This is a genomic window from Alicyclobacillus hesperidum (assembly GCF_900107035.1).
Classification (GTDB): Bacteria; Bacillota; Bacilli; order Alicyclobacillales; family Alicyclobacillaceae; genus Alicyclobacillus; species Alicyclobacillus hesperidum.
The window spans coordinates 1-22792 of the sequence record NZ_FNOJ01000023.1 but is presented as its reverse complement, the minus strand read 5'-3'; the positions used below and the strand labels follow the sequence as shown (position 1 = coordinate 22792).

Sequence of the window (22792 nt, the reverse complement as noted above, 5' to 3'; positions counted from 1 at the left end):
AGATAGACAACTTTTAGCTCAGCACTGATATTTGGTTTCGCAGCTACCATGCATGCAAAAGGCCGCACATCCGCGCTGCGGCTTTTGCATTGACGTATAAATCCCGTGTGCTACACTAAACATGAGAAGAACGCCGGAGTTCACGGCTCCGACGCTCGGGCACCGACGCCTGGGCAGTGTCCCTGCCCGTCAGTTAAACACTTGCGAGCAAGAGACCGCCCCACCGGCGCTAACCAATGGGGGCGGTCTACTTGCGTTTCATGGCAAGAACCAATGCCACGACGAGCGTCAGCAACGTGACGATGAACGATCCAAACTGGATCATCAACGACAACACGTCGGCTACGGTCATGGCCCCACCCCCTCCCGTTGCACGGGCAGGGAGCGGCCCCCAAGGTGGTGCCTATACTCAGTCTAGCACAAGCCTCTACGAGCCGGCATAGCTTTGCACCATCGGCACCGTGATCGTGAACGGTTGAACGTTTGCGGCGTAGCTCGGCATCGTGAACTGCACCACAACCACCATCGACGGTGCATCCAACGTCTCGTTGATGCCATACGTGCCGTTGACGTAGTGGTACGGGAAGGTCGCGTTGCTCCAGTCGTAAAACTCCTCGTCCACAATCTGCGGTGCGACATGGAACGTCGAATTCGGCAGCGGTTGGAGCGTCGATGGATCAAGCCCAAGGTTATTAGCCAGCGTCGCCCGGAAGGTCTGATCCGCCTCGGTCTGGTTAAAGATGGGCTGGCCGTTCGCCGTACTGGACGGCACCACATCCTCCACCGCGTCCTGGCTCGCGAGCACCATGGCGTTTTCAATCCGGTGGTACACCACCGTCTCCATCTCCAAATTCAGCACCTGTTCATGCGTCCAAAACTGCAACACGACAAGTAATAAGGCCATCATGATCCACTTCATGACGGATTGATCGCCTCGCTGTCCGCACTCTCGTACGCCATGAGCGTCGCTTGATTCGAGCTTGGCGCCATGGAGAACAGGTTGATATGTGTGGGGATGGAGATTTGAATGTCAATCGGATTGCCGCGCATCGTGGGTATGGTGGTGCCTTGCACCTGGACTTCCGAGACCGGATAGCCCAGGTGCGTCGCCACCGCTTGCTGGATGTTGGAGAGGTCGGTCGCTGAAAAGTAGCCCTTGATCTTCGCCTCCGAGATCGCCGTTTCCGCAACCGCCTGTAGATACTCCAACCGCGCGCCATTGATGACGTCCATGTACGGCTGGTAGTTCCACGACAAGATGAAGAAGAACATCAGCGCGAAGATTATGGCGCTTCTCATGCATGACCACCTCCCCTAAACATCCTCATCAGCCACCCGACACTTGACCCTGCGCCGAAGTAATCTGCTGCTGGGTAAACGACTGGACATTCGACTGCTGCGAAGAACTCCACGTGTTCATCGCAACCGTTCCGACCACGCCGCCAATCAGCACAAGAAGCGCGACGACGACACCGACAATTGGAGAGTTCATGTCCATCCCCCTTTTACGAATTCGAGCGAGACGCGAGGTTCGCGGATGGCGCGTTCGTGATCGCTGTCACTCCGGCTTGTCCGACTTGCGCGAGCTCCTGCTTGCCAAAGCGAACGTTCGCCACCGCGAGTCCGATTACGACGACCATCACGAGCAATCCGATGATGAGTTGCCGCATGCCCAGCGCCTCCTCTCAAGTTTCACGATACATCCTGAAAATGTTCATTTTACGCCAACTTTACGCCATATTCTTATCCGCCCACGCTGGCTCGCATCAGAGCCCCCGAGTAAATTTGGATGACCACCATGAGATCAAAGCTCGTGGCCCCGATGCCCAACATGGTGAGCGCAGTCGCTAATAGGGCACGTGCATTCAGGTGCGCGCGGAACGCGGCAATACGGTCTGCACGGAAGCGCTCCAGATTCGTCTGTAACACGTCGAGCGCTACGGTGACGCCTGCCTCCTCAATTCCCGTGAGCATCTGCGCCAAGGCTTTCGCTTGGGACGTGCCCACTTCGTCGCCGAAACGCTGCAACGCCAGGGCGGGATCGTCCACCCAATCATGCAGGCATCGCTCCAAAAACGGCCGTAGGACCGACACACGATGCAGTTGCCGACGTATCATGTCATACACCCCGAGCGGCCGCCCCTTGAACGCGACCGCCTCTTGAAGGAGCAGGCGGTAGAGGAGATAGAGCGCCTTATCGCGTTCCATCGCCGCTTGTTTCTGGAGCGCCAGAAAGCCGTAGTACATCGGGAACGAACGTCGGTATTCCAGTCCAAACCACACGACAAACGGCAACATCATGGGCAAGACGCGCCCGTGTACCAGGCCCAACACTCCAAAGAGCAAAAAGACGAGAGTCAACCCCATCCGCAGATAGTGGTACTGATACGCCTTTATCGAGAGTCCGCTTTTGCGGAGGAGCGAGACCAACAACTCATCTTCGAGGCGTTTGCGCACGCGTATTTTCGCCCCATACCACCCGGCCGCAATCCGTGCGCGCGTTCGTATGCCCGCATACTCACCCTGTCCAGACCCCATGACCAACAGCGCGCTTGGGATGAGGCCCAAAGCCAAAATCACGTAGCCCATGAAGTTGTCATCCCCCTTCAGATGTCTTGCTTTGGCTTGTAGAACGTGACCCCGATGATGAACGACCCCAACGTCGCGAGAAGCGTCAAGAGAAACCACGTGAAGCCTGTCGGATTCGCAAACTGGTACTGGAAGATGTTCCGCGACACAAAGAGGTAGAAGAGCACCATCATGACGGGCCACATCAGAAACGGCACACAGGAGATGAGGAGCGTGTCGATCCGAGCCAGGTTCTGCGACTTGCGCGCGTCTTCAATCTCCTGAAACTCCTTGTGCAAAAGCGCCAGACTGGCTTCCACGTTCACACCGTCCAACAGGGCGTGCTCGATGTCACTTGCGAGTTGCGCCGCCCACGAGGTCCCGAGCTCCTTCACGAAGCGATGCAGGGCTCGCCTCGCATCGTCAGGCGTCGTGTAATCCGTCAGTCGGTCGGTCAAGCGCGCCACCGCCCGCCGAATCGGGCTTGGCGGAAGATGCTCCACCGTCGATTGCAGAGCATGCAGCATGCTCCCGTGTTGTTTGCGGTACTCCGGCACGATGACCGAGAGCAGCATGCCGATGTCGTAGGAGTTCCGGATGCTCATGTGATAACGGCGGATTTGGAGCACGCCGTACGGTGCAACTACGGCCAACACAAACATGACGAGCGCATAGAACGGGTTGTGCGTCACCACAGAGGTGAGCACACCCACGATCACGGCCGCCGTGACTGAGCCCACGATGAACCGCGACACCGCGTCACGGTGCGGACGTTTGAGCGTGGCCTGCAAGAGCGTTTCGAGGTGGTCATGCCAGCCCATCCACCACGGCAGTTGCGTCGTCTGCCGGCCTCGAAACCCCTCGCTCACGCGGAGGAGCTGTCGATGCCCGATGCCGTAGTACGTCCGCTTCACCCACCTCCACCCGTCGCGCCACACCTGCTCAAAGAGCCAAAGGAGCCCCGCGCAGGCCACGCCATACAAGACGATTTGCGCAAGGGTATTCAGCGCATTCGCCATGGTTTCATCCCCCGATCTTCACGCGACGTTTGGCCTCGCCCTGAAAGGGATAAGCCGACGCCAAGCGTTGAAACTCCGCCTCAAACGCGGCCAGGACATCCGGGTATGTGTCCTCCAAGCGCTCACGCATCGAAGGCGGGATTTCCGCATGGAACGTCCACGTGTCCGCCTGGCGGTGATACTTCATCCACGTCGTGACCGTGTAGGATTCCGTCTCGTGATCGAATTCGTAAGCGTAGACGCCGGTCACGATCTTTCGTCCCGTCGGGTCTTCCCACATCGTGATCGCCACGTCCAGGCTTTGCGCCGTACGGATGTAGGTCGCCCGGTAATCCCGATTGGGGTTGTTTTCAAGCGCCAAATCGGCAAGTTCTCGCGGAATGTTGGTCACGTACGGACTGTGATAGCTCGCCAAACACCCGTTGCCGCGCTCGCGCGAGAGGATGAGCAAATCGACCTCACTACTTCGGATCTCCGGCACCATCATGTAGTGGGCGTCTGAGCGCAGAAAGGCCGGAAAAAGCGACGTCATCTCATCCAGCGGTGACTTGAGCGCGACGATCCGTCCCGCGCGTGCCGGGAAGTCCCGCTTCAGATGCGCCTCAAAGGTGCCGCGTTCCACTGTCACCACTTCGAGATTCGGATCGCGCGCGCCAAAGATGACCTTTAAGAACGTGGTCTTTCCCGACCGCCGAATTCCGGTCGTCACCATCGTGAGCATGAGACGGCTTAAGAGCTTCCACCACTCGACCGAATCCGCCGGAATCGTGCCCATTTCGGCCTCGTGTTCGAACGTGTAGCGATGAAAGGTGTACTGCCGGAAGACGAGCACGTACGTCTCCGACAAAGGCGGCGCGAAAATTGTCACGCGCGTGCCGTCGAGCATATCGACCTGCGTCCAGTGATTTGTTTGATTGACCTGGTTCGCCGGATCACGGAGCGTGAGCGTTCGCACCAACCGCTTCACCTGGTCGATGGAGTCAAACGCGAAAGGTTGTAAAACCTTCGTGCTCTGCCCATGGACGCCAAACAGGATCTGCGTCCCATTGACGGTTGCGGATTCGGTCGGATTCGCAAACCACACGCTCATGGGCCCAAAACCGAGCGCGTGTTGCAAGATCGCTTCCGGCAAGTCCGGGTAGTACCGCGGATACCGGGTGTTTTGAAATTCCGGGCGTTCCCGCAAAAAGTCATGGATGCGATGGATGAAATACTGCTTTGCCGCCTCATCCCCGATGAGCGCCCGGTACTTGCGGTGCAGATACTGCGAGTCCACATCGTCTTTCCCGCCGACTTCCTCGCCAAGATACTGCTGAAACGCCTCGATCACCCGGTCAAACGGCACTTCCCCATAGTCTTTGGCGCGCTCGCGCTGCGTCTCAAGCACATACCGATCCGCCCGAAAGGGCTCGCTTGGCAGAAGCTCATGCACGGACACTTTCGGCCACCTCCGTTATCGCAGGCAACGTCACAGCCGATTGGGCCAAGGTCTCGACCGCCTTGCGAAAGGTCTTTTCCGCCAGAAACACCTTCATCGGCTCTGGGGATTGCTCCGCGAAAAGGTCAATGGACGGGTAATACGGAAGTGACGTCACCTGCATGAGCCCAACCGCCTTCGCCAGGCCTCCCTTGCCATGAACTTGACTGCCGATGAGCATCAGGTCGCTTGGCTCAACACCTAAGGGCCGGAGGATATAATCCATCTGCCGCAAGAGTTGGCGTTGTGTCGCCACGAGGTCATTGGCGATGACGTAGCGGTGTGTGGCCGCTTGGAGGCCTTCAAGCGCCAGCGCCGTGTTGAGCGCGCTTCCCACGTCCAGCACCAACACCTCAAACTGCGACCGCGCCACGTGGAGCAGGTGCCGAACGTGCTCGGGCATCACCGCCAACGCGCGCGTCTGGTTTTGAAGTCCCGGCAGGTACTTCGCACGAAGCACAGGCTCCATCGCGGCCTGCAGGTTCTCCGGATCGAGCTTTTGCTGCGCGAGATACGACAGAATGTCGTCCAGGTGATGTTCGGCGCCTGGCACCATGGCCGTGCCTGGATCATAGGCGTTGAGACCCAGTACTCCAACGGATTTCCCGTGCTGTGCGGCCAAGACGTGTGCGACGGCGAGCGCAATCGTCGTGGTGCCAAGCCGCGGATACACGCCCCAAAACGCGAGGATGGGCGTCGACGCATGCTGTCCCATTTCTTCGTCCAAGTACGAAGCGAGGCGTGTTGGATGCACAAGACGAATCTGGTGCGCTGCTGCAAACGCCGTGAGTGCAGTTGTGAATTCATCCACGACGTAGGTGATGGACGCATCCGGAAATTGCCCACGAATCTCGTACAACTCCGTCTCTGGCACATGTTTCGCGTCCAAAAGAAACGCATCGACCTGGCGCATCTCAAGATCGCGCCAATCCTCTACTCGCTCGACGCGCCCGGTAAGTTCCCTCTGTAGCGACTCACGAAGCCCCACCGCGATCACTTCGCCCCGCCTCCCGTCCGATTGTCATCCGACACGCCCACGATGAGCAGCTGATACTTCTGCTGAATAAGGCTAGCCAAGGCCTGCGCTTCAGCGGATGTCATTTTCACGTCCACACTCGCTGGGACACCACTGCCATTGCCGCGCGCGCCGACCGATTGCTGGGCCCCCGTCTGTTGGGACGTCACTTCCGCGTTGTTATCGGTGTGCACGGATAACACGAGCAAGTGTTTGAAATCGGAGGCTTCACTGGTTGTCGTGAACGTCCCGACGTTGTTGGCGCCGGCTTGCGGCTGGGCGATGGGAATCAGATCGACGTAATCCCCTTGGCGAAGCGTCTCCGACACCGACGCAATCCACGTCGAGGGAATCGGCACATCCTCCGTGCCAGCGGTGATCGTGAAGGGGTCGGGCTCCGTATCGAGCGCAGTCAAGACCTGGTTCTCGTCGACCGACTGCGCCGTGTACGCACCAATCAGCCCCCCTGCATTCGTAATCGCGTCTGGACTCACCTCACTCTTTGGCACGCGGATGCGTTCGACATCCGCCGCTTGGATGGGGGTATCCACGGGCAGCTGCGTGCGCGCGACGTACACCCATTCACTCGAGAGTATCGGGGCCACGAACTGGTTGTACGCGATACTGCCCCCGACACCGACCACGAACAGCGTGGTCGCAAGGGTGTATCTCACCCAGGACTTCATCTCCTCGCCTCCTATCCACCGACGCGCGCAGGTAAGAGCGGTGTCACTACGCGTTCGGTCAATTCGTGTAACTCACTCGCCCAAGCCGAGACGTCCGGAAACCGCCCCGTCCAGAGCGCTTGTTGCATCATCTCGGGTGCGAGATACGGCACCCGCACCGCATCTTCAAACAAGTCCTCGTAGTGCGCGTACCGCGTCCATTTGTTCAGCACGGTGACCATGGACCCGCCGTATTTGGCGTTGAGCGCCCGGTATTGGTTGCCGAGTTCGGCAATCGAGAGAAACGTCGGATCGCAATCGAGCACGCACACGATCTGGTCTGCCACGCCTAAAAGCATGTCGCTTGGCGCTTGTGCCCCCACGTCGACGAGCGTCACCGGTTTTCGCATTTGCCGGAAGATGTACTGCACCATGGGCTGACCGTAATCGGCACTCCCAATCCAACCAGGCGGCAGGGGCACCAAATCCACCCCATCTACCTCGATCTCTTGTCCCACACCGTCCACCGTCCAGTGTCGATAGCTCTCGGCCGGCATCCGCGCATCCAGCTGAAAGTAGTCCCACATCCGCGGCCATGACCTCGGATGCTCGATACAGGTCACAGAGCGCATGGGCAGCTGTTTCGCGAAGAGCTTCGCGAGCAGGTACGTGATCGTGGTAACCCCTGCGCGCGGCCAAAGGCCAAGGACCACGACAAGCCGCGGTTGCACGACTTGCAATCGCTCCGGCGGAGACGAACTCACCTTGCCCCATCGTGGACGCCGCCAGCGTGGACGAACGGGTGCTTCATCCTGCATAGGCTCGTCCGTATCCACTTTGGGGGTCTCGACCTCAACCACCACCGGGTCTTCCCGCGCCAAGTGCCATACCGTCTCGTCCACGTATGCGCGCAAATCGAGCGGTGTCCGCGGGTGTTCGATGAGATCGTCAAGCACGCCGAGTACCACTTCATCGCCGAAAAACGCGAAGTCGTACACACCAAGCGCACACAACTGCCGCTTCCAGTCGTCAGTCTCGTCCTCTTTTGAGCCGACAAAGATCACGCGCGCGCTCTCTTGTCGCGCTCGATGAATGATTTGCAGCTGCTCCGCACGATGCGGAACCACCCACGTGGAGAGAAGCAAGATGTCGCCTGGCGCAAACGACGTCTCAAGCACTTGCTTGTCGTACACGAGCCATGTGCTTTCCGCGTAACGTTCGCGTAAATCCGCCGGAAACGCGAGATAGAGCATATCCCCACCTCCCTTGGCCTTTCGCTGTCATGCTAGCGCATGTGCCATCATGATTTACGCCAACTTTACGCCATCTTAGAGACTGCCGAAGTACGGCTCCAGCGCCGGAATCCACTGCTGCGTGATCGCCGCGACGTACTCGAGCGTCTGGCTGTTCTGCGCCACCGTGTAGCCCTGCGATAGCGCCTCTTCTTCGGCGCCAGGACCTGCGTTGTAGGCGGATAACGTCTCGTCCACGTTCTCGTTGAACGCGTGATACAGCTCCGACAAAAGCTCCGCGCCAAGCAGGATGTTCGTCGACGGATTCGCCAAGTCCGCATACCAATTCGCTCCGACGGGCACGCCGTTTATCGTGAGCCCGGCTGCCGTACTCGGTTCGACCTGCATGAGGCCCATGGCACCTGCATACGACGTCAGCACATGTCCGGTCGCATCCACCTGGTTGCCGCCGGATTCCTGGTACATGACGCCCGCAATGAGGACAGCCGGGATGTTGAACATCTGCGCTGCGGCCTCGATATCAGCTTTGTAGTGCAGGATGTTTTGAATCGTATCCCCGCTTGGTAATGCTGTAGATACGTGTGGAAGATTGGTCGAGACAACACCGCCTGGGAACAACACAGACGTGACCATCTTCTGCACCTCTGGATCGGAGATCGTGTAGTCCACCGCCCCGATGAAGCCGGCCAAGATGTCCTCGTCCTCTTGCGATTCCTTGATGTGCGTATGCTGCGCCGTCAGAATGTGCTGGAACAGGTTCCATACACGCGACCAGTCGTACGTGCGCGTGGAGGAGGTAAGTTCAATTTTCTTCGTGTACACGCCGTTTGACGTGGTGCCTGACATCGATGTGACCCACTTGTACGTGTCGACCAGCGTCCCATCCCAGGTGTTCGCCGTTTGGAGCATCGTGACGGGCGTGTCCACTTCGTGCGTGACCACATGACAGCCGTTTTTGTCGCACACCGCCTGATACGTGATCGTCACGTCGATATAGGTCTTCCACGTGTACACGGGTGCCAGATAGTCGTAGTATTCTTGGGCGTTTGGCATATTGAGGTTATTGATCACCTTGCCGATGGCCATGAGCACCGCGGCCGGCAGATCGACCTGTTGCTGTTCGACCTGCGCGATTTCTGACGCGGACAGACCCTGTTGCCACTCATCCGCGACCTCTTGATACGTGTTTTTGAGCGCCGTCTCTTTCGCCTCCGTGGCGCTTGACAGCACAATGTTCCCGTCTTCCACCGTGCCCTTGCCATTCGCCTGATAATCCCCGATGAGAAAGCCAAGGAGCGACAACGCGACGATGAGAAGCGCCAGATAGCCAAGCGTGCCACCGAGACCAAGCGACAGCACGAGGCGCTTCACAAGCCACGGAAACACGTCTTTCGGCTCGGTCGGTATCCGGAACAGACCCAATCGCTTCATACGGGCACCAACTGCCCGTAAGACTGCGCTTGGACAAGTTCGAGAAACGCAGGTTCCACCTGCAAAAGCCCTGTGACAAGCATGCCGTCAAAATCCAAGTACATGCCTTCCACGAGCGCCTGCTTCACCTGGTGCCACGATTGGCCCGGCTTGTAGGGTCGCGGACTGAGCCGTGCGTCAATAACATCGACGAGATGCACGACGCGCGCCGCAATAGGAATCTCCTCGCGACATAAGCCCTCGGGATACCCGCGTCCATCCCAGCGTTCGTGGTGATACAGCGAAACCTGCTGGGCCAGTTCAAACAGCCCGCCGTCTCGACCGGCATATCGACGCGCCAAATCCGCGAGCATATCACGCCCATGAATCGTGTGCTGTTGGACATACTGCCGTTCGGCCGGCGTCAGAGGGCCCGGCTTGCGCAGCAGTTCCCGTGGAATCGCCACCTTGCCGACGTCATGGACGAGCGCCGCAAGTGCCAAGCGTTCGCACAGTTCCGGGGCGAAGCCAAGCACGTGTTGGCCGATAAATCGCGCGTAGGTGGCGACGCGCTTCACGTGCCGGTCTGCGTCCGGTTCGCCGTATTCGGCGACATAGGCAATGGACTCGAAGATGGGGGTCATGAGGTTCGCATGCACGATAATCAGCTCCTTGTGCGTTCAGGGTAACGTGCACACACAAGAAGAACGCGCCAAGTTTGCGCCATTTTTGCGGAAACTTGCGAAGAAAACACGGTGTGTTATAGTGAGGATAAAGATGTGACGTGGTGTTCATGATAAATCCACCCACCAGCGTGTATACTGGTGGGTGGGAAGGCCTGCAGCGCATGCTTCGGGCCGAATGCGTTAAAGGACAACCAGCCCTGAACCTGGCCAGGTTACTCGCGGGGCTGGTTGTGCTGTTGTTTCGACAGCTTGAAAGTTCGATCTCGTTCGATTTCTATGCCAAAGGCAATGAAACCGAGAATGCGAAACCAAAGCTTTAACCTCCGCATCGCGACCACCCCCTCTGCTTGCAAAGTACCCTTTGCAAGCGCTGCAAGGCCTCACAGCGGGGTGGTCACGAATGCATGCGCTGGTTGGGTTTGTCCCAATAAGCTCATTATACATGATCAGCGATAGCTAGAGAGGCGAACCGGATGATGAGCATGATGGGGTTCGGGTTCATGAGTGCGTATTGGTTACTCTCCGTTTTGATGTTACTCGCCGCGATCGTGCTTGTTATCTGGTCCATTTTTCGCATCCGGACAAGTTCGGGGCATTCGAGCGACGAGCCCTATGACCGCGCGATTCAGGTGCTCCGTGAACGATATGCCCGCGGTGAAATTGACCGGGAAGAATATCTACAGCGTCTCGAAGACTTGCAAGATTAACGGCCGACTCAAAAACGAAGCGGACACGACGTCCGCCTCATTGTTCCAAAGACGCTTTCTTCACCTTCGCCCGCCGCCACGGCAGCGTCTGATCCAACACCGCCTCAATCCGCTGTTGGCGCTCCAGCCACTCCGTCCACCCGGGCATCAACGCCAAATCCGCCTTATCCAGCGTGGACATGAACGCAATCCGCCGGCGCCGCTTCTTCCATAGGTGCCGTAACGTGAACCATCCGACCACCGTCCAACCGAACGTCGCCGCACGCGGCCAGGGCATCGGGGCCCAGATGGCGTAGGCGATCCAAAGCCCGTAGTACGAGTACTTCCGCCCCCGACGCTTGATGACCTCAAGCGCTTCCTCATACTTGAACCACTCGAAGCCCGAGAAGAGCACGCTGAGCAAGATCATGAGGACATAGCCGGCCGGCACAATGCTCAGTACGATGAACCCCGGCATCCAAAACGGGATCGCGTGCCACACGTGGCGGAAAAGATGCGCTTCCGCCGGGCTGTACGGGATTTTGAAATACCAGTGATGGATGAAGTGCCACAAGCCCTTCATGCCTCTTCACCCCGCTTCTTAACGAGCTTTTTGCCGGGTAGAACGATGAGTCTGTGCTTTCGAAGTTCAGGATTCACCGTTTCTCGCCAGATTTGCGACTCTTGTTCTTTGTCACGCCTTTCTTTCCGATCCTGAAAAAGCTCCCACTCGCCATACGTAAGCCCCTTAGAGAATCCACCCCAAGGGTCCAGATTTTCAAGAAAATCCAGGATGTGAACGCACCACTTGAACAGGAAAAAGCTCGTGATTCCAACCACACAAGGAACCCCGAAAAACGCCACCAAAAACTCTGTTCCGGTATGGGGAAGCGCAAACCACATCGCGTAAAAGATGACGCATCCCCAAAAGAACATAACAAACCAAGGGCTAAAGACCTCAATCGGAGGATCTAAGAAGATAGATGGCATCTCGTCATAATGCCGATGAGGATACTCCATCGCCCAGAAAAATAACGTCCCATACCACGCCAACATCGCGGGTGACCACCATGGAAACAGGTGGCGCAGGTGCAAAAAGAACACGCCTGGATGCATATGGATCACCTCTTACTTGCAGCATACCACGGCGTGTTCGCGGATGTTGGCGTGTTGGGAACCAAGTTATCGCCGATACATGATCGCATTCCGAGCATCGTCGAGAAACGCCTTGCTTCGTTGCGTCTGGACCTTGTGCGGGTCTTTCGGCTTTTCGAGCACCAGACGACCTTTTTGCACTGCATCTCGCGCCTTTTGGTCAAGAAGCGCCGGGCGATATGCCGTAAAGGCCTCCCGATACGCCTGCCTTGCCTCGGGTGACCATGCACCTTGGCCAGACAGATGCTTGCCATCTTTCCACTTCGTCTCCGCTTCCACGAGCAACGATTGCACAACCGACGGTGACATTCCGGAACGCTGGAGTTCATGGAGCCACTGCGCTTTCGCGGCCTCATACCGCTTCTCCGCCTGTGTCAAAGGAAGCTGAACCCTTGCCTGGCCCTGCCCCACAGACTGTCCACCAAGCGCGGGCCCCATTGCGGAGATAGACGTACCCGCGGCAGGACTTGGGGTAGTTCCGGCTCCAGAAGCGAATGACGGCGAAGATGTTGAGTCCACAGAAGGCTCTCCGGATGAGTCCGCCTCAGTCATCCATTCACTCGCAAGACTCGGCAGGCGCGTTTTCAGTTGGTTCAGTTCGGCCACTTCGCGTAAATTCGCGCGCAGCGCCTCCAACCGCTCTGTACGGTTCTTGTCATGGGTTTGGTACTTTTGCGCCAAACCTGCGGTCAGATTGGAAATGCCCGTGACGGGCTTCCCGACCCAAGGTTTATCTCCCAAGGTACGTTTCGCATATCCCGCGATGCGCTCAGAAGCATCTGCTGTTCGACGCGCAATACGTCCCGTCACACCGCCCTCGTTCTGATACCCCTGCCACTTGGTTTGAAGCCAGAGCCCGGCATGGCTTTGCACGAATCCTTGCTTGACGCTCCGCGCCGCATCCGCCAACGCGCCGACCGTGTGCGACTCGTACCGCTTCCCTGCTCGCGCAACACCGCCCGGTCTCGCATTTGGAGCCTGTCCGCCACTTGCCTCCAATCCTGCGCCATCCGCATGGAGGACATCCCCTTGAGAACCGAGCTTATGCTGCATCATGATATCCTCGATGGATGCGCCCGACTTGATAGCACTCGCATGCACCTCAGCACGTTTTTGCATCTGCTTCTGTGCCGCTTTGCTTCCCCATTGGTTATCCGCGGCATGCAACATCTTCCCAATCGTCGCCCCCGTCGCCTTGGCCGTGCCGGTCACCGCCATCTTCCCAGCCAGGTCTCCCGCGACAGCCGACGCACCAACCATCGCAAGATTGCCCCAACGCATGCCGTGATCCGAACCGATGAGCGACGCTCCGAATGCCTGGGCCACCACGTCAATGAGCTTGCGGACATAGACCGCGGACGACAGAAGACCTATCGTGCCAGCCAGGGCTACGAACACGTCCTCGGCCGTCAGTTCCGTGCCACTCGCCGGGGACGCGACCGCACTCGCCACCCCGTACACGACCGCTTGGCCCAAGGGCACCGCCATCTGATACACCCACTCGGTCCACCAAACCTTCGTGATGCCACGGGTTTTGTCGTTCGCGTAAAACGCCATGGCGAGCGGGAAAAAGAGCATCCAGACGTACAGGAACACCTCGCGGAACTCGTACACGATCCACACGATGAACGCCAGAAGCGCCTGGAGGAAGTTCACGATGCTGTTCAATAGCGCCTGTCCGCCACTGGTACTGAGTGGCGTCCATTTTTGCGGCGCGCCAAGGTGGAGAAAATAGTCACTCGCGTAGTAGAAAAGCTCGGTCACCAACAGCGCCAGGTGCTGACCCTGCCAGATGAGAAGCGCCGACACGATCAACCCCACGACGCCTTGCTTCATCCGTTCCCGCTGGACGGCGCTTTCTCGTACGCCCGACACCTGCACGACGAGTAGGTAGATCGAGATGAGAAAAAACGACCAGCCGAACACCCAAAACGTCGTGGCAAACGGTTCGAGCGACGCGACGGCATGCGCGTCCATAACATCGGAAAAACTCCCCGTACCCCAGCTTGGGGCACTAGCCGCATTGTGAAAGTATCCGCCGAGGATGATGTTCCCCATCACATCGGGCGCCAGGTTGTTCCCGGCGGCCACGGTGTGGTCGAGGAGCGACTGGAGTCCGTTCGCAAGCGCGTTAATGAGATTGGCGATGAGCCCCGCAAACCAATTCACGCGAGCCCCCTCCTCTGCATCGCGAGTTCCGCGTCCGACTGGACAAATCTCGTCGTAAAGAGATTGAATTCATCCGCGAACGTGACGAGCTGGTTGTAGAAGACCTCGCCACCAACCCACCAACGGGCTTGCCCGTCGCGATACCCGATGAGCTCTTCAAACTCGTGTTCCTCCAGCCCGAAATTCGCCATGACTGCTTCCTTGTCGAGCTTGTCCTGACGGAGCAAAACCTTGGTGTCGGAGTTTTGGAGAATCGCACGACCGTGCTCGCTCTCCGCAAACTTCCGGAAGTCTTGGCTTGCCGCGACCGCGGAACCCGAACGTTTACGGATGCGCCGGAACACGTCCTCCATGAAAATTGCGTGGTCCGGGTGTTCGAGCATCTTTTGCGCCTCGTCGATGATGACCCGCTTTTTCAGGTGGACGTTCTTCTTGATGAACTTCTCCATGATCCACTCGAGGACGACTTGCATGCCGAGCTTGCGGGCCATAGACTTCTCCGGAAGACGACTGAGGTCGAAACTCACGACCGGAACGTCTTGCAGTTCGACGTTGGAGTAGCAGTCGAACATGCCCTCCGTGCCACCTTCGCGGAACCGACGCAGACGCATCGCCAACTCTTCCAAGCGCGAATCGCTCGCTGCCCGCGCTTCAAGCTTGGTGTAGAAGTCCGAAAACCGTGGCTGAGGCCGCTTCACGCGTCGGACAAGCCGGTCGCCTTTGGCGTCCCGTTGCCACGTTTCATGCCGCTCATACAAGCTCTCCGGGTCGGTGGTAAAGCCGAAATCCCGCTCGTAGAGTTCCTGCAGCATGTCGTTGATGGCGTTCGTGGTGTACGAGTCGATCCGGTCATGGTCAGCGTGCAAATGCGCCATGCTGACGATGAGCCGCTCCATGTCGCTGATTTTCTCTTTGACGTCCACAAAGCGCCGGATCGTCCCGTCGGATTGCTTTTCCTCTTCCTCTTCAAGCTCGAACGGATTGAACTTGTAGGGCGACTTCTCGTCGATGCGAATCACGACCCCGCCCAGGGCCTCAACCATCGGGGTGTACTCGCCCTCGTAGTCGACAATGGCGTGGCGGATACCCATCGCCGCAGAACGTGCCACAAGACCTTTCACAAGAAAACTCTTGCCGGAACCCGCCTTGCCGATGATGACCGCATTGGCGTTGACGAGTTTCTTATGCCATGCGTCGTATCGGTTCAAGTGACCGCTTGACCAGTCGACGCCAATCGGTACGCCGTATTCGTGCGAAAAGCGAGAGTTCGTGAAGGGAAAGCCATTCGCGAGCGCGCTGGCGGTCATCTCGATGGGATGGCGCAGGACGTTCTCGCCGATGGGAGCCACCGAACGGAACCCGAGATCGTGTTCCTTGTAGGCCTCACGGATGAGAAACCCCTCGAACCCTTCACGCTCAACCCGCTCACAGGCCGCTAGAAATTCATCACGATCCGGCGAACTGACGGCAAAGACGACGGTCACGTAAAACAGGCGCTCAATCCCCAGGCGCAGCTCCTCGCGCTCTTTTTCGAGCAATTGATATTCCTGCTGTAAGAACGCGAGTTGCTTATTCGTTCCCGCCTTTTGCTCCGAGATAATTTCCGACTCGATCTTCGTCATGAGTTTGGTGCGCTTGGACATCGCTAGGGCGGAATCCGCTGGCTCGACGTGCATCGATATATGGACGTCGGCTCCCACGCGGAAGAAACGCTGCAGATAGCCAAAGTGGACGGTGGAAGGCAGCCCGGTCACGTAGTATGTCTTGGTGAACCCGCTTGGTGACACATAGACCTCACTCGCACGCACCTCGATCCCATCCGCGAGCGTCATCAAGTCATGGAGCGTGGGTGCGTGCTCCCCGATAACGCTCGGATCGTGCTCAATGATTCGCCTCGTGGCTTTCTTGCGTTTGATCCCGAACAATGTCTTCCACCCCCACATCGGCACCGTAGATACGTGGCGCATGCGTGCGGCGCATCACCGCATCTCGATAGCGCTGACTCACCGCCCGCTCCCGGTTCCAGAAGTTTTGCACCGCTTCAACTACCTGCACGGGTTCCAGCGCCTCGTAGGGCAGGCCCATCCCGGATAGGCCGGACTCGACAAACGACTGCTCGCGCTCCAAACGCTCCAATTGCAACCGCTCTTCTTCCCCGCCCACTTTCGGCAACACGCCGACAACAATCAGGTTTTCGCGGTCGGTGCGCGGCTTTCGGGCTTCGTCTCGTAGATAAGTTTTCAGCGCTTCGGCATACGCAGCAAACGCTGGATTCTGATATGCCTCGACAACCTCATCAATCGTCGACTCCGCGTAGGCGACGAAATCCGTATAGTTGGCGCGCCGAGCCTGGACGGAGATTTGAAACGGGTTGTCGAGGCGCATGAGCATTGCCTTAAACCGTTCTCGCACTGACGCGATTTCCTCCATGGACATGGCATAAAGATTCAGATCCCCTACGCGGATGAGCTTGCGGAATCGCCCATTCACCACGACCGCGCCCGACTCATGGAATCGCTCAATCGGCAAGAATTCTTGCAAGGATGGCGTGACCTTGCGTTTGCTCCGACGGCCTACGCCTTTCTGCTTGCGCTGATCCCGAATCACAAAAAATGCAAGCATCGCGACGATGAGGACGCCGAGGAAGGCAAATTTCACGAGGCTTCCCACCTTTCCGCTGCCCATTTGCGGTGCATGCGCACGCGGTGTTCGCGGGCATACAGAATGACCTTGGGACGCCGCCAGTACCGAAACGAGAGCCACAACCACTCGGCCAGCGGACGATTGGCGACCGGAACCATCGCAAAGGCCACACCGACGCCCGCCCACACCATGAGCGCCAAGAATCGCGGTTGATGTAGAAGTGGCAACACGAACCAGAGGACACCCGCCATCGGGGCCATGAGGCAGACCCCGATGGAAAAGTGCGCGATATGCTTGGTCCGAATCCCGAAGACCAGGTTTTCACCTTCGGTCATGGGAATCGGCGAATGAACTTCTAACATGATCCGGACCTCCTCAGAAGCTCTTTCCGAGGTTGTACAGCGCACCGGCCAAGATAGCCCCGCCGCCAAGCATTACACCGCTAATGGCTACCCAGATGAGATGACTTTTGGCCTCTTCGCGCCGCTGGGCGTGATGAGAGCCAGCCATGAGGCCGATGATCGCCTTATAGAGGTGGAACAAGAACAATGCCCCGGCCACAGCGAATATGGCATCATCCAGCCACCCGAGCGCCTGGTTGAGGACGGAACTAACACTGGACGAGCTGCTGGACAGAGGGTTGTTGATTCCGCTTGTATCGGCCTCGGCCGTCATGGCTGTAGAAACGAGCGCGACGCCGCAGGTATACAGCCCTTTCCCCGCTTGGCGAATCCAATCCTTCATGTGCATACACGCCTCCTATCGCTGAAACGTAGAATCAATGGCTACAATGACCCCTGGCAAAATCACCGCCGCGAGAAAGCCGACGATAGCGTACAACGTGATGTGCGCACCCGTTCGCTTGATGCGCGCATGACTCCCAATCGAGCCGACCAGCCACACCAACGCCCCCACCAGTACGCCGATTTCCGAAAGGAAGTACACCCAAGCGAACACGACCTCAATGAGATGTCCAAAGCCTGTTGTGACGCGATTCAGGAGCGCCCATGGGTTCACCGGCGCAAAGCCAAGCTGGGTGATGGTTTGCGTCACATTCGACGCCGTGCTTCCCGCCATACCCTCACCTCCCCTCGCTTGGACTGGTCTTGATGAGAAGAGCGTATCGGAAGACGAAGAGCTAGTTGCGCCAACTTTGCGCCATCTTTACGCAACGTGAGATAGGCGCTTCCCCTGGCCGTGGCGTAAACGTGGCGCGTTGTCCATGCACGAACGTGGTAGTTTCAACACATAGCTGCACGCAGAGCTGACAGAGAAGGGATTGATGAAGATGGAGCGAGTGGAGTACGTGGATCGCGTGAAGCACGTGTACAGCGAGTACCGCACGAATGACGAGGAACTGGCCTACGCGCTGACCATCGAGGAAGAGGCCGAATCCATCGATGTCACGACGAAAGACGGCGTGACCAACGTAACCGTGTTCACACAGCAGGCGGTCTATCACTTTGGTACATTCCGCGCCGACTACATCGGTCATGCGTCGCGCGCATTGGTAGAACTCCTGCAACACTTCCGGGTCAATCTGCCCATTGAGTTCGTCGTGGCTCATCAGACATTCCATGTGTATCTCACGGGCGAAAAGATTGTCGCTGGCGAGCGCGAATACCCGATCGCCCCCCGTAACGAAGGTTATGAACTCGTGGAATCTGTAGAATGGATGATGGCGTCAAGCGTACTCGATGTTGTCTTACGACTAGCCGCAGAATACGAGGCAACACCTGAAGAGATTGTAGAGAGTGCCATCGGTTCGTTTTACTCGCTGCTTAGCATTGCTGAAGAATATGAAGTTGAGCCAGACACAATCATCTCAATGTTAACAGAAACAATGAAACAGGAATGGTCTCTAACGTCCCCAGCAATGGAATAATATCTATGCACTCACCGATCGAGTGCTTATCAGAGCATGTGTGGATTTCCTACACATGCTCACTTCATTCAACAGTAAATGATAATCCACCACCATACACGTACACCTTTTAGGTTTACTTTATCCCTATAGGTATATCATGTATTTCTATAAAATACACATTTTAAAAACGTATATCATAATACACATTAAAAATAGTATACTTTACACTGAATACATATAGATATACTATAAAGGTTAAAATACGGAGGTGTACTATGTGGGTAAAGTTATTAGTGTTGGGTTACAAAAAGGCGGCGTCGGGAAATCCACCACAACAGGACTGACATCCTATATATTGGCGCATCAAGGTTTTCGAGTCTTAGCGGTTGATTTCGACTCACAAGGTAATCTCACACAATTTCTCACAAGACGTAGTCCGTATGATTTTGTACACAAAACAAGTTTGGAAGCTTGTAAAGAACGGAACCCGAAACCGTATGTTTACGCAGTGTCAGATCGTCTGGATCTTCTACCAGCCGAAGATTTTCTTAGTCAATTTGATAAGTGGTTATATACCGAAGTGCCTGTTTCAAAACAAATGACCATTCTCCAAGACACTCTCGACACAGTGAAAGACGACTATGATTTTATACTCATTGATTTACCCCCAAATCTCGGAGGTCTTACATTAAACGGAGTATGTGCCTCCGACTATTGCGTTGTTGTATGTCAATCAGAGCCTTTTGCTTATGATGCACTTGACAGATACATGGAAATTGTCCAAGCAGCTCAGGAAAGAGTGAACTCCAACATTAGAATTGCAGGTATCCTCATCTCTCTGTTGGACGCAAGAACAGCCATCGGAAACTATATTACTGAACGCGTGAAGGAAGAGTACGAAGGCTTTGTGTTTAATACTGTGATCAGACGAAAATCAAGAATCATCGAGTTTTCTGTGGAAGGTATTCAAATCAAAAGTAAAGCCGATCGCGAGGCATTAGCTATGTACGAAGAATTTGTTGAGGAGTTGAAAAAGCGTGTCTCCGAATGATAAAAAGAAACGTTTTGAAAGCCTGATGCCATCTAGAACAGAAACCCCACCGCACAAAACAGAAGTGATTGACGGTCTGATGGGAGGAAATACACCCAACATCAATACTGAAAACATACACAGTGTACGTACACTAAACACAGACACCAAACACATCACCGAAGTACCTTTAAACCGTATGAATACTGTACAAGAATTCAGTAATGCTACAACGAACGAAGATATATCTGATGTGCCTACATCATTTGATATAGCTTCAAAGATACGTGCATATGAACAGGAAAAGAAAGCGAAGAAATCCTATGATGAGTTATATACAAAACATACCTTCGTAATTCGCAGAGATTTACTCGAACGACTAGAGAAACTTTCAAAGAAACACAGCCGAGGTTTCAAAACGAGGTTTTTGAATGAGATATTGGAGGCTGGGTTAAATCAATTAGACTCGACACCTTAGAACGAACGTTGACGCTTTTGGGGATAAACATGTCGAAATGCTTATTCACAGCGAATAGTCTTTGTGCTAGAATATCGATCATCAAAGAGGAAAACTTCGCTGTTTGTGGAATGAACAACTTATGTATTAGGCAATAAAAAGCTCCGGCAGGTTCCCAGGCCTACCGGAGCTGTCACCAAGCGTTCTCGACCAACGCTGGAGACGTTTCTGCCTGTAATTATAGCATGCTATGAGTATGAGTGTCTACAGGAAATAACCTTTGACACTACACATTCTCAGCATAGATGAGCAGAGACTGACTCCCAGTGATACATGGTCGTCACTGGGAGTCAGTCTTTTTTACCGCTGTCATTTTATTGAGCATAAATTTAAGGGCGGAAAATGAAAGAAACCCCGACTCGGTTTGGCGGCCAATCGGAGTTTCTTGTCCCATGTGTTGTTGTATGGTTTCAGTATATCACAAAACACTGACCATGCAACGTCTTCTTCAGTGTACACAGAATGAAGATTATGGGGCGCTTTCCGATTTAACTTGGAAAGCGTTTTTTCGTCCTCACTTAGGAGGATGCACATACATGAGTAATTTGGGAAGAGTGAAGAAAGGCTGGACTGAAAATTGGTTTAGAACTCCTAACAGCATTTACGAAATAGATTATGTCAGTGGATATGCAAAAGCTGTTTACATCTTTCTATGCCGCTGTGCTGATGGTGAGGGACAAAGCTTCCCAGGATACAACGCAATCGCCAAAGCGATTGGATTTGGTCGTACCCGAACGATAGAAGCCATTAAGGAATTAGAACAAGCAGGGCTCCTGGTGAAAGAACACCGGCGAAACGAAGAGACGGGTGAATACTACAGCAATCTTTACACGGTGATTCACCCTGATGACGTCGCTTTTAGGGGGAGTATGTCGCCAGACGACACACCTATGTCGCCACACGGTATACCTATGTCGCGTGACGACACACCCCTGTCGCCGGACGACACACCTATGTCGCCACACGACAGACGTATGTCGCCAGACGGACGAGAAGTAAGATCTATAGATCAAGATCCACTTACAAAGATCTACATACACACACGAGGCCAAGCAGCTGCCACGTTGGCTACCAGCAAAAATGAGCACCTGACATCTAACACTGCACTTGAGGAAGTGTGTGAGACGGTAAATGAAGCGTTGATCCAGCTAGGCATACGAGCACAAAAAAAGACTCTGCTCAACTGGTTACAAACCGCAACACCAGAAGAGATTATTGAGGCAGCTTCTCTCGCAACTAGAGAAGGAGTCAAGTCTCCGGCAGGCTACATAGGATCTGTTCTTCGCAACGGTCTAGTGCGAGTCGAGAAGACAACTGCAAAACACAAAGACTCTAGATACAATGAATTCTACAAGTTGTTTCCTTAACTCCTTGAATACGGGTTGTAATTGCAAGCCAGCACGAGACTACGGGCGACGGAGAGGTGTGCCGTCGCTCCAAACTCACTGACGCATGTTGAAGATTCTGCAGATGATGGCTGGTTCACGCTGTTCTTCGAAGCCTGAGATTCCACGGATTTCCTGGCGTACGGCTGGTCGTCAGCGACGCACATGCGGGTTTGCGCCAAGCGATTGCCGAGGTGCTCACAGGTGCAACCTGGAAACGGTGCAAGGTGCACGCACTGCGCAATGTGCTGAGTCAGGTGCCGAAAAAGGAGCAGGCGATGGTCGCATCCATCCTGCGGACGATCTTCACCCAATCGTCCCAGGAGGCGGCTCGCAAGCAACTCCGGCGCGTCGTGGACGAATTAAAGGGGCGATTCCCGAAGGCGATGGATATCCTGTCCGATGCGGAAGACGACGTGTTGGCGTTCATGGCGCTGCCCTTCGAGCACTGGCGGCAGATCTGCTCGACCCATCCGCTGGAGCGCTTGAATCGGGAAATGCGGAGGCGGATGGACGTCGTAGGCATCTTCCCCAATCGGGAGGCCGTGCTGCGACTCGCAGGCGCCATTTTGCAAGAGCAGCACGAAGAGTGGATGGTGGCACGGAGGTACTTCAGCTTGGAGTCGATGGCCAAGTTGAAACCGAATCAGCCCCAACTCGCGGCAGCGGCATGGTTGCACAAATAGGCGCATGCGGCGAGGTGATGCGACCACGCACACCGAGGCTTTGGCCCTAACGAATTGGAATCGACCGTCGAACGCCCGTCAAGGGCGTCCAAGAGGGACGAGCGAAGCGCCCCTTGACGGAGCGTGACGGAGGTCGATAACGTTCGCCAAGGGTCAAAGCCGACAATGTCACACATGAGACACGCACGGCGAAATTCCACCACTTGACGGGACACTACCTGTGGATAGGCCGCTCTCGTAGAGAACTGTCATGCGTCGGCACCACACTTTGTGTTTCTCACGATGAGACATCCCAGATATCAACAAAAACCTATTGTGCTCTATGTTTACATTATCTATAAAAAAGGGGATTTGTATTGAGTCAATACAATCAACACTCCGTAATCCACAGTGTACGAAACGGAGCCGCTCAGTTCGTTAAAACTGACATACAGGAACGATTTGATTGTTTGGCGAATCCAAAGCCGTGAGCGTCAAATCCCGCCCATCTTGCATTCCCGCCGTCGCTGCGTCAAAGTCGTACATGACAATAAACCCCGCCGGTTCCCCGGCGGGGCAACT

26 protein-coding genes and 1 pseudogene are annotated in these 22792 nt (G+C 55.8%); 6 read left to right on the top strand and 21 right to left on the bottom strand.

Annotated features, from left to right (window positions below; translation table 11 throughout):
- Nucleotides 1-247: 247 nt before the first annotated feature.
- The 13 genes from BLU70_RS14440 to BLU70_RS12850 all read right to left on the bottom strand — a co-directional run bounded on the left by BLU70_RS14440 (nucleotide 248) and on the right by BLU70_RS12850 (nucleotide 10066).
- Nucleotides 248-352 carry a putative holin-like toxin gene (locus tag BLU70_RS14440; RefSeq protein WP_074693725.1) on the bottom strand — a complete coding sequence of 35 codons (105 nt, stop codon included), beginning with the start codon at nucleotides 350-352 and terminating at the stop codon, nucleotides 248-250.
- 75 nt (nucleotides 353-427) lie between these two features.
- A complete protein-coding gene (locus tag BLU70_RS12895; RefSeq protein WP_074693724.1) occupies nucleotides 428-919 on the bottom strand; it encodes a hypothetical protein in 492 nt (163 codons plus the stop codon).
- Entirely contained in the window at nucleotides 916-1299 is a 384-nt protein-coding gene (locus BLU70_RS12890; protein ID WP_074693723.1) for a hypothetical protein, read from the bottom strand. Before BLU70_RS12890 ends, BLU70_RS12895 begins: the two co-directional genes overlap by 4 nt.
- Nucleotides 1300-1327: 28 nt before the next feature.
- Nucleotides 1328-1492: a hypothetical protein gene (locus tag BLU70_RS14665; protein ID WP_176780913.1), complete on the bottom strand. Its 165-nt coding sequence runs from the start codon at nucleotides 1490-1492 to the stop codon at nucleotides 1328-1330.
- Between the two features lie 13 nt (nucleotides 1493-1505).
- The gene (locus tag BLU70_RS14660) at nucleotides 1506-1670 is read right to left on the bottom strand and encodes a hypothetical protein (RefSeq protein ID WP_176780912.1); all 165 of its coding nucleotides are present in this window, start codon (nucleotides 1668-1670) and stop codon (nucleotides 1506-1508) included.
- A gap of 73 nt (nucleotides 1671-1743) precedes the next feature.
- Nucleotides 1744-2589: a hypothetical protein gene (locus BLU70_RS12885; protein ID WP_074693722.1), complete on the bottom strand. Its 846-nt coding sequence runs from the start codon at nucleotides 2587-2589 to the stop codon at nucleotides 1744-1746.
- 17 nt (nucleotides 2590-2606) lie between these two features.
- Entirely contained in the window at nucleotides 2607-3587 is a 981-nt protein-coding gene (locus tag BLU70_RS12880) for a type II secretion system F family protein (RefSeq protein ID WP_074693721.1), read from the bottom strand.
- 4 nt (nucleotides 3588-3591) lie between these two features.
- A complete protein-coding gene (locus tag BLU70_RS12875; protein WP_074693720.1) occupies nucleotides 3592-5025 on the bottom strand; it encodes an ATPase, T2SS/T4P/T4SS family in 1434 nt (477 codons plus the stop codon).
- Entirely contained in the window at nucleotides 5012-6061 is a 1050-nt protein-coding gene (locus BLU70_RS12870; protein WP_074693719.1) for a CpaE/TadZ family protein, read from the bottom strand. Before BLU70_RS12870 ends, BLU70_RS12875 begins: the two co-directional genes overlap by 14 nt.
- Entirely contained in the window at nucleotides 6058-6765 is a 708-nt protein-coding gene (locus BLU70_RS12865; RefSeq protein ID WP_074693718.1) for an SAF domain-containing protein, read from the bottom strand. The genes BLU70_RS12870 and BLU70_RS12865 overlap by 4 nt, the downstream gene beginning before the upstream one ends.
- 11 nt (nucleotides 6766-6776) lie before the next feature.
- A complete protein-coding gene (locus tag BLU70_RS12860; protein WP_074693717.1) occupies nucleotides 6777-7997 on the bottom strand; it encodes a hypothetical protein in 1221 nt (406 codons plus the stop codon).
- Between the two features lie 75 nt (nucleotides 7998-8072).
- A complete protein-coding gene (locus BLU70_RS12855; protein ID WP_074693716.1) occupies nucleotides 8073-9428 on the bottom strand; it encodes a lytic transglycosylase domain-containing protein in 1356 nt (451 codons plus the stop codon).
- The gene (locus BLU70_RS12850) at nucleotides 9425-10066 is read right to left on the bottom strand and encodes an HD-GYP domain-containing protein (protein WP_244885215.1); all 642 of its coding nucleotides are present in this window, start codon (nucleotides 10064-10066) and stop codon (nucleotides 9425-9427) included. Before BLU70_RS12850 ends, BLU70_RS12855 begins: the two co-directional genes overlap by 4 nt.
- A 500-nt stretch (nucleotides 10067-10566) precedes the next feature.
- Here BLU70_RS12850 and BLU70_RS12840 point away from each other — a divergent pair, with 500 nt between their 5' ends.
- Nucleotides 10567-10800 carry an SHOCT domain-containing protein gene (locus tag BLU70_RS12840; protein WP_074693714.1) on the top strand — a complete coding sequence of 78 codons (234 nt, stop codon included), beginning with the start codon at nucleotides 10567-10569 and terminating at the stop codon, nucleotides 10798-10800.
- A gap of 37 nt (nucleotides 10801-10837) precedes the next feature.
- Here the strand turns inward: BLU70_RS12840 and BLU70_RS12835 are convergent, their stop codons facing one another.
- The 8 genes from BLU70_RS12835 to BLU70_RS12800 form a co-directional block, all read right to left on the bottom strand.
- Complete coding sequence (locus tag BLU70_RS12835; RefSeq protein WP_074693713.1) at nucleotides 10838-11362, bottom strand: hypothetical protein; 525 nt, start codon at nucleotides 11360-11362, stop codon at nucleotides 10838-10840.
- A complete protein-coding gene (locus BLU70_RS12830; RefSeq protein WP_074693712.1) occupies nucleotides 11359-11895 on the bottom strand; it encodes a hypothetical protein in 537 nt (178 codons plus the stop codon). The genes BLU70_RS12835 and BLU70_RS12830 overlap by 4 nt, the downstream gene beginning before the upstream one ends.
- Nucleotides 11896-11961: 66 nt before the next feature.
- The gene (locus tag BLU70_RS12825) at nucleotides 11962-14103 is read right to left on the bottom strand and encodes a hypothetical protein (RefSeq protein WP_074693711.1); all 2142 of its coding nucleotides are present in this window, start codon (nucleotides 14101-14103) and stop codon (nucleotides 11962-11964) included.
- The gene (locus BLU70_RS12820; RefSeq protein ID WP_143027543.1) at nucleotides 14100-16028 is read right to left on the bottom strand and encodes a VirB4 family type IV secretion system protein; all 1929 of its coding nucleotides are present in this window, start codon (nucleotides 16026-16028) and stop codon (nucleotides 14100-14102) included. Before BLU70_RS12820 ends, BLU70_RS12825 begins: the two co-directional genes overlap by 4 nt.
- The gene (locus tag BLU70_RS12815) at nucleotides 15985-16761 is read right to left on the bottom strand and encodes a hypothetical protein (protein WP_074693709.1); all 777 of its coding nucleotides are present in this window, start codon (nucleotides 16759-16761) and stop codon (nucleotides 15985-15987) included. The genes BLU70_RS12820 and BLU70_RS12815 overlap by 44 nt, the downstream gene beginning before the upstream one ends.
- On the bottom strand, nucleotides 16758-17108 hold the full coding sequence (locus tag BLU70_RS12810; RefSeq protein WP_074693708.1) for a hypothetical protein: 351 nt from the start codon (nucleotides 17106-17108) through the stop codon (nucleotides 16758-16760). The genes BLU70_RS12815 and BLU70_RS12810 overlap by 4 nt, the downstream gene beginning before the upstream one ends.
- 13 nt (nucleotides 17109-17121) lie before the next feature.
- The gene (locus BLU70_RS12805) at nucleotides 17122-17490 is read right to left on the bottom strand and encodes a pilin (protein ID WP_244885214.1); all 369 of its coding nucleotides are present in this window, start codon (nucleotides 17488-17490) and stop codon (nucleotides 17122-17124) included.
- Nucleotides 17491-17505: 15 nt separating this feature from the next.
- On the bottom strand, nucleotides 17506-17823 hold the full coding sequence (locus BLU70_RS12800) for a hypothetical protein (RefSeq protein WP_074693706.1): 318 nt from the start codon (nucleotides 17821-17823) through the stop codon (nucleotides 17506-17508).
- Between the two features lie 211 nt (nucleotides 17824-18034).
- Between BLU70_RS12800 and BLU70_RS12795 the strand changes: the two genes are divergently transcribed.
- From BLU70_RS12795 to BLU70_RS12775, 5 genes and pseudogenes are all read left to right on the top strand, one after another.
- Nucleotides 18035-18631 carry a hypothetical protein gene (locus tag BLU70_RS12795; RefSeq protein ID WP_074693733.1) on the top strand — a complete coding sequence of 199 codons (597 nt, stop codon included), beginning with the start codon at nucleotides 18035-18037 and terminating at the stop codon, nucleotides 18629-18631.
- A gap of 259 nt (nucleotides 18632-18890) precedes the next feature.
- Entirely contained in the window at nucleotides 18891-19664 is a 774-nt protein-coding gene (locus tag BLU70_RS12790; protein ID WP_074693705.1) for a ParA family protein, read from the top strand.
- A complete protein-coding gene (locus BLU70_RS12785) occupies nucleotides 19651-20121 on the top strand; it encodes a hypothetical protein (protein ID WP_074693704.1) in 471 nt (156 codons plus the stop codon). The genes BLU70_RS12790 and BLU70_RS12785 overlap by 14 nt, the downstream gene beginning before the upstream one ends.
- A 575-nt stretch (nucleotides 20122-20696) precedes the next feature.
- Nucleotides 20697-21527: a helix-turn-helix domain-containing protein gene (locus BLU70_RS12780; protein WP_074693703.1), complete on the top strand. Its 831-nt coding sequence runs from the start codon at nucleotides 20697-20699 to the stop codon at nucleotides 21525-21527.
- 125 nt (nucleotides 21528-21652) lie between these two features.
- Nucleotides 21653-22231, top strand: a pseudogene (locus tag BLU70_RS12775) (IS256 family transposase); the annotation flags it as partial.
- Nucleotides 22232-22792: the final 561 nt, after the last annotated feature.